Source organism: Streptomyces sp. URMC 126 (assembly GCF_051386555.1).
In the GTDB taxonomy this organism is placed as follows: Bacteria; Actinomycetota; Actinomycetes; order Streptomycetales; family Streptomycetaceae; genus Streptomyces.
Window position 1 is genome coordinate 1 of record NZ_JBPQTX010001095.1, and the last position, 254, is coordinate 254.

Sequence of the window (254 nt, forward strand, 5' to 3'; positions counted from 1 at the left end):
CGCCCGTACTACGACGTGCGCGGCGGGGAGGCGTACTACATCAACGGCCGCTCCCGCTGCTCGGTGGGCTTCTCGGTGACCCGGGGCACGCAGGGCGGCTTCGTCACCGCCGGGCACTGCGGCCGGCCCGGCGACTCCGTCACCGGCCACAACCAGCAGCCCATGGGCAGCTTCCAGGGGTCGTCCTTCCCCGGCAACGACTACGCCTGGGTCGCGGTCAACAGCAACTGGACGCCCCGGCCCTGGGTGAAGGG

The 254-nt window shown here is 72.4% G+C and carries 1 protein-coding gene; it reads left to right on the forward strand.

Annotated features, from left to right (window positions below; translation table 11 throughout):
- Positions 1 to 254: S1 family peptidase (locus ACSNOK_RS35225; protein ID WP_436784761.1), on the forward strand; the 254-nt coding region annotated here is incomplete at both ends.